Raw genomic sequence first — 6066 nt, forward strand, 5'->3', positions numbered from 1 at the left:
CCCAGCCAGGGGATTTCCCAGCCGCCCGGGGCACTCGCTCCCGGGGCGAACAGGCGGCACCCTGGGGATCAAGGCTTGTGGAGAGGCGTCAGGGCTCAGCCCGGAGCGTGCTCGATATCGGGCTGGAGAAGAAGCTCCGGGCAGCTGAGAATCGCCTTCGCATGATTCGCACCCTCCAGCGCCGGACCCTCACCTTGGAAGCACCGGAGACGGCTGGCCGCCCTGCCCACGTCTCCGCGGCCAGCGGGCTCGTGGCCGTGGGCCCGTGGCTCTATGTCGTCGCGGATGACACGCTCCACCTCGCCGTCTTTCCTCGCGAGGGCAACGCGCCCGGGCGCAGCGTCCGCCTCTTCCCGGGTGAGCTGCCCCTGGAGCACAGAGCGCGCAAGGCCGCCAAGCCGGACCTGGAGGCGCTCTGCCTGCTCGCGCCCTTCACGAGCTGTCCGCACGGTGCGTTGCTCGCGGTGCCCTCGGGCTCCACGGCGGCTCGGCAGCGCGGTGCGCTCCTCCCCCTGACGGCGGAGGGCTCGCTGTTGGGCGAGACGCGCGAAGTGGACTTCACCGCGCTGTACACGCAGCTGACTCGCGAGCTGGGCCCTCTCAACATCGAGGGCGCGGCCGTCTCAGGCGGGCGGCTGCGGCTGCTCCAGCGCGGCAATGGAGCTCAGGGCACGGACGCGCTGGTGGACCTGGACCATGAGCGGCTCCTGCGCGCGCTGGAGGGGGACCGCACGCTGGGCCCCGAGGCGGTGCGAACCGTGCGGCGCTGGGAGCTCGGCCACATCGGCGGCGTGCGCCTGACCTTCACGGATGCCTCGCCGCTGCCGGACGGACGCATCGTCTTCACCGCCGCCGCCGAGAACACCCGGGACGCCTACTCGGACGGCCCGGTGACGGGCTCGGCCATTGGAGTGCTGGCTCCGGATGGCTCTCCCCTGTTCCTGGATGCCGTGGACGCCAAGGTGAAGCTGGAAGGCGTGAGCGCTCACGTGGAGCGTGGGCAGGTGCACATGCTGCTCGTGGCGGACGCGGATGATCCCGCCGTGCCCTCTCCGCTGCTGGAGGCCGTGCTGGAAGGTGTGCCGGGCTGACCTGGCCCGAGCCCCTCAGTCGCCGCGATCTGACGCGGCTTCCTCGGCGGTGCCACCCATGGCCTCCACCGAGTTCCGCGGCGTGTGGTGGGCGCCCATCTTGTGGTCGAACGCGGCGGCCTTCTGGCCCACGGCCTCGGGCGTGGTGTTGGAGATGCGCTTGCGCGCCCGGGTGATGTAGTCCTGCACCAGCGCCGGATCCGGGTGCGTCTTGAGCGCCTCCACCCACAGCTCGATGGCCTTCTCGTTCTCGCCCGCCTCGGCGCGGATCTTCCCCATCTCCACCAGCGCGTGCGGCGCCAGCTCCGAGTCCGGGAAGCGCGCACGCAGGTCCGCGTAGATGCGCGAGGCCTCCTGCCGCCGCCCGTCCATCATGTGCACCGCCTGCGCCTCCAGGAACAGGCCGTCATCCACGTAGGCGCTGCTGGCGAAGCGCTCGACCAGCTTGCGCGCCTCCAGCTCACACTGCGCGTAGTCGCCCAGCTCGAAGTAGATCTTCGCCACCTGGTACTGCAGCTCCGCGCCCTGCGGCGGGTTGCGCTGCAGCGCCTGGGTGAGCTGATCAATCGCGCCGCGCAGGTCCCGGTAGTGCATCCGCAGCAGCTCCGCCAGGATGATGCGGGCCTCGAGCGCCTCGGGAGACTCGGGGCACTGCTGGATCAGCTCCTTGTAGACGCTGACCGCCTCCTTCACCTTGCGCTCCTCCAGCCAGTACACGTCCGCGGCGCCCTTGAGCGCCCGCGCCTTCAGCACCTGCGCCTGGGGCGAGTCATCCCGCCGCAGCAGATCAAACGCCTTGCGGTACTCGACCAGCGCCTCGTCCGGGTTCTTCTCGAAGATGGCATCCCGCGCGCGCTGCAGGTGATCAGCGGGCTTCTCGGTGCAGCCGGCCAGCAGCCCCAGCAGGGCCCATGCGAAGAGCATCCGCTTCAATTGCAGGACTCCGGGGTGACCTTGGTGCACAGCGTCTCCTGGCACTTGACGCACTCCTGCTGCGGAGAGACGTCCGTGACGCAGACCGAGACGCGCGAGGAGCGAGGACAATCCTCGGCGGTGGTGCAGCGGTAGACACCGCCGTCCGCGGTAGGCACTTGCTCCTGCCGCGAACCGCACACCTCGATGTCGTTGCATCCCAGGAGCCCAGCCGCCGCGGAGACGGCCAGCGCTCCAAGCCAGAGGAGTCGCACGCGCTCTTTCTATCCGGATTCCAGAGCGCCGTCACGGATCCGCCCGCTTGCCCGCCTGCCCCGCGCCCAGCGAGGCCGCGTCACCGCTCTGGAAGCAACCCGTCCTCCACCCGATGTCCCTGCGCGAGCAGCGCGGCCAGCCGGGCCTCGAACTCCGAGCGGCGCGCCGCGTCGAGCTCACACATCAGGAGCTGGCTGGGACGGAAGTAGCCTTCGATGACCGAGACGGGCCGCAGGCCCTCACGCTCGAAGAAGGGCACGTTCCCGTCCGCGGTCTTCGTGTACGCGCGGAGGATGCCGGGCAGCCGGCTCGCCAGCGCGAGGCGCACCTGCACCAGCACGCGGCCAATGCCCTCCCGGTGGCGATGGACGTCCACCATGCCCCAGCACAGGCTGACCTCCCCAGCGCCTCGGAAGGCCACGCCCCCACAGGCCACGGGCTGGCCGGTGGCGTTCTCGATGACCAGGTAGGGCCCCTCGGGCCGTTCGAGATACTCCTCGAACGTGGCCAGCTCCGCCTCGGTGAAGAAGGTGGGGATGTTGCCTTCAAAGAGCGCTCGGCACGCGGCCCAATCCTCGGAGCGGTAGCGGCGGATGAAGAGCGGGCCGGTCATAACGAGACCCGCCAACCCATATCACCCATCCCGCCTCAGTCGAGTATTGGCGGGCCCGTGTCCATCCGCCATGCGACACCCGCGGCGCTCAGTCGTGGCTGCTCTGAGGCTCCTGGCCCGAGGTGAGCACCGTGGAGTCCACCGATGCCAGGCTGTGGCTCCGCTTGAGCTTGCGCGCCTTCTCCTCCTGGCGCTCCTCGTGCTCGAGGATGGCGGCCAGGTTCGCGTCCGCGTGCTTGCAGTGAATGGCAGACACCGTCTTGTGCCGCTCGCCCAGCTCCTGCCACAGGTGCATCCGCGCCTGATTGCCCAACAGCCGGTCCTCGACCGTGTCGAGCGCCGCGTCCATCTGCTTGCCTTCTTCTTCCAGCGCGGCCAGCCGGGCCTCGGCGTCCGGAGGCGGCTCGGCACACCCGGCCGCCAGCGACAGCGCCACCACCGCCACCCCCAGAGCCATTCCCCGCTTCCCGACCATCTCCTACCTCGTCTCTGCGCCGTGAGAGCGGCCTGCGCGCGAAAGCCAAGGTAGGAAGCACCTCCTGGAGCGACAACGGGCCCCCCCACCGGCAGGAGCCGGAGATCCACCACCCAACGTTTCATGGTGGGCACAACTCCACCGAGGGCCCTCAGGGCTGCTGGCGGTGACGAAGAATGAACTCACACACCTCGCGCGCCGCGCCGAACCCCGCCGGCTTCTGCGCCACGTAGTGCACCTGCGCGCGCACCTCGTCCGGGGCCTCGGGCGGCGCCGCGGAGAACCCCACCGCCTTCAGCAGCGGCAGGTCCACCACCTCGTCCCCCATGTAGCCACACCGGTCCGCGGACACCTTCAACAGCTCCAGCAGCTTCTCGAAGTGCGCCACCTTGTCCTGGCTGCCGAAGTGCACGTGCCGCAGCCCCAGCGACTGCATGCGCATCTGCGCCGAGAGGCTGTCGCCTCCGGAGATGGCGGCCACCTCGATGCCCACCTCCTGCAGCCGCTTGATGCCCATGCCGTCTCGCACGCTGTACATCTGCGTCCAGCCGGAGTTGGGCACCCAGAAGATGCGCCCGTCCGTGAGCGTCCCGTCGATGTCGAAGATCATCACCGACAGGTGACGCACCCGGGCCTTGAGCGACTCGAGGTCCTGGTTCATCCGCCGCCTACTTGGGCACGGCCTTGAGCGTGGCCTTGCCGTCCTTGATGACGACCTTGAACTCCACCGACTTGGCGTTGTGCTGCTTGAGCAGCTCCGGCACCTGCTTGCGCAGGTTGGCCGCCACCGACTCGTAGGACATCTTCGAGGTGTCCTCCTGGTTGCGGCGCTTGGCGGTGACGTAGGCGTCATAGACGGCCTTGAGCTTGTCGTCGGAGAGGTTGCCCGCCGGAGCCACCGCGGGCTTGGGCGGCTGCGAGGGCGAGGTGGCCGGCCTGGCAACGGCGGGGACCGCGGGCTTGGAGCCCGCCGAGGACGTGCTGCCCGGACGCGCGGCCGTGGAGCCCGCGGGGCGAGCAGGCGTCGCCGCCGGAGCCGACGGCTTGGCCAGGGGCTCATCCGCGAGATTCTCGAGCGCCGCGGCGATGCCCGAGGAGCCCTGCGACGGAGCGCCGAACGCGGGCACTCCGCGCACGGGCGGGCTCGAGATGCTGGAGGTGCCCTTCGACGGCGTCGCACCGGGAGGAATCACGGGCGTGCCCTTCGACGGCGTCGCACCGGGAGGAATCACGGGCGTGCCCTTCGATGGAGTGCCGCCTGGAGGAATCGTGGCCGTGCCCTTCGACGGCGTCGCACCGGGAGGAATCGCGGGCGTGCCCTTCAGCGGCGTGCCGCCCGGAGGCACCACGGCGCTGCCTCGCGCGGGAGTGCCCGCCGAGGGCGCCACGGAAGGCACCGAGGGAGTGCCCCGGAACGGCGTGCCTGCCGAGGCCGCCACGGGCGAGACCGTAGGCGCCACCTTTGGCGCCACCGCGGGCACGACCGGCACCGAGGGCACCGCCCCCACCGAGGGCACTGCCCCCACCGAGGGCACCGGCCGGAACGGCACCGCCACCGGCTCGGACTCCACCGGCTGCGGGATGAACCGCGCGCCCGGCGCCGCCACCGGCTTCGGCTCGTTGGGGACAAGCTCGGCGACCTCCTCGAGATCGTCGTCGGAGATCTCCTCCGTCAGCTCGACGGCGCCCTGGCGGCGCTCCCCGTTGGCGTTGACCTTCTGCGAGCGGCGCTTGGCCTTGAACAGGTCGCGCTTGTACGTGCCCGCCTCAATCTCCTGCAGGGTGCGCTGCCACATCCGCTCGTAGGTGAGGAACTTGTTGTGGAGCGAGGAGATGCGGAACTTCACGGCCGTGTTGCGCACCAGGCCCGTCTTCAGCTTGGTGAGCCGCTTGCGGAAGTCTTCGTGCGCGCGCACCGGAGGCAGCCGCTCGTTGCCGAGGAAGTACTGCTCATAGACCACCTTCAGTACGTTCAGTTCCTCCTCGAGCTCCTGGCACTCCTGGAGGCCCTTCTCGCTGGTGGATTTCTTCGACGTGTCGTCACCCCCCAAGGCCTTGACGTTGGCCGAGGACTTGCCGGGTGAGGACTTGGCGGCGGATGTAGGCTTTCCGAGCTCCGGAGGCATGCAACCTTAGAGTGTCCTCAAGACTGGGCCGGGGATCAACCTCATGCCGGGCTGGGAGTGCTTCCCAAGCTCGCTTCCTCGCCCAGCCGGCGGCTGCGCTGGTACATGAGCGCGGCCCCAAAAGTGAACATACAGAGCGAGATGAACTGGCTGATGGAGATGTTGTACCAGGCCTCCAGCGGCACGAAGTGGGCCAGCGAGGGCGCGCTGTCGGTCAGCAGCCCGTGCAGCGTGCCGCGCTCGGTGTCCCCGCGGAACAGCTCCACCGTGGAGCGCAGCACCGCGTACGCCATCAGCCAGGTGCTGAAGACCTGCCCGTGGAAGCGCCGGTAGCGGCGAAGGAAGAGCAGGCTGGCGAAGATGAGGACCTGGCCCACGGACTCGAACAGCTGCGTGGGGTGCACCGGGAGCGTGGTGCCGTGCTGCGCCGCCCACTCGGAGATACGCACCGCGCCGGGGGCCGCCTGCTGGAGTATTTCCCCGGTGGCCTCGATGACGTAGCGCGGATCGTTCGCCTGGGAGCTGAAGGCGGTGCTGCCCGTGCCGGTGAGGTGGCCGAATAGATCCTTCGCC

The 6066-nt window shown here is 69.7% G+C and carries 8 protein-coding genes; 1 reads left to right on the plus strand and 7 read right to left on the minus strand.

Annotation, left to right across the window (positions count from 1 at the left end):
* The first annotated feature begins 161 nt into the window (after positions 1-161).
* Complete coding sequence (locus tag ACJ8AT_RS39650; RefSeq protein WP_407743201.1) at positions 162-1091, plus strand: DUF6929 family protein; 930 nt, start codon at positions 162-164, stop codon at positions 1089-1091.
* A gap of 15 nt (positions 1092-1106) precedes the next feature.
* On the opposite strand, the gene ACJ8AT_RS39655 is transcribed toward ACJ8AT_RS39650, so the two are convergent.
* The 7 genes from ACJ8AT_RS39655 to ACJ8AT_RS39685 form a co-directional block, all read right to left on the minus strand.
* Complete coding sequence (locus ACJ8AT_RS39655; protein ID WP_407743208.1) at positions 1107-2015, minus strand: tetratricopeptide repeat protein; 909 nt, start codon at positions 2013-2015, stop codon at positions 1107-1109.
* A gap of 5 nt (positions 2016-2020) precedes the next feature.
* Complete coding sequence (locus tag ACJ8AT_RS39660) at positions 2021-2278, minus strand: hypothetical protein (RefSeq protein ID WP_407743202.1); 258 nt, start codon at positions 2276-2278, stop codon at positions 2021-2023.
* An 80-nt stretch (positions 2279-2358) separates the two neighbouring features.
* Positions 2359-2907 carry a GNAT family N-acetyltransferase gene (locus ACJ8AT_RS39665; RefSeq protein WP_407743203.1) on the minus strand — a complete coding sequence of 183 codons (549 nt, stop codon included), beginning with the start codon at positions 2905-2907 and terminating at the stop codon, positions 2359-2361.
* 73 nt (positions 2908-2980) lie between these two features.
* On the minus strand, positions 2981-3349 hold the full coding sequence (locus ACJ8AT_RS39670; RefSeq protein ID WP_407743204.1) for a hypothetical protein: 369 nt from the start codon (positions 3347-3349) through the stop codon (positions 2981-2983).
* Between the two features lie 169 nt (positions 3350-3518).
* The gene (locus ACJ8AT_RS39675) at positions 3519-4028 is read right to left on the minus strand and encodes a KdsC family phosphatase (protein ID WP_407743205.1); all 510 of its coding nucleotides are present in this window, start codon (positions 4026-4028) and stop codon (positions 3519-3521) included.
* Positions 4029-4035: 7 nt separating this feature from the next.
* Positions 4036-5493, minus strand: coding sequence for an MXAN_5187 C-terminal domain-containing protein (locus ACJ8AT_RS39680; protein ID WP_407743206.1), 1458 nt, complete (start codon positions 5491-5493; stop codon positions 4036-4038).
* Positions 5494-5534: 41 nt separating this feature from the next.
* Positions 5535-6066 (minus strand): prolipoprotein diacylglyceryl transferase family protein (locus ACJ8AT_RS39685; RefSeq protein ID WP_407743207.1); only part of this gene is annotated, 532 nt, incomplete at its 5' end.

Origin of the sequence: Hyalangium sp. (genome assembly GCF_045802625.1) — a bacterium.
Lineage (GTDB): Bacteria > Myxococcota > Myxococcia > Myxococcales > Myxococcaceae > Hyalangium.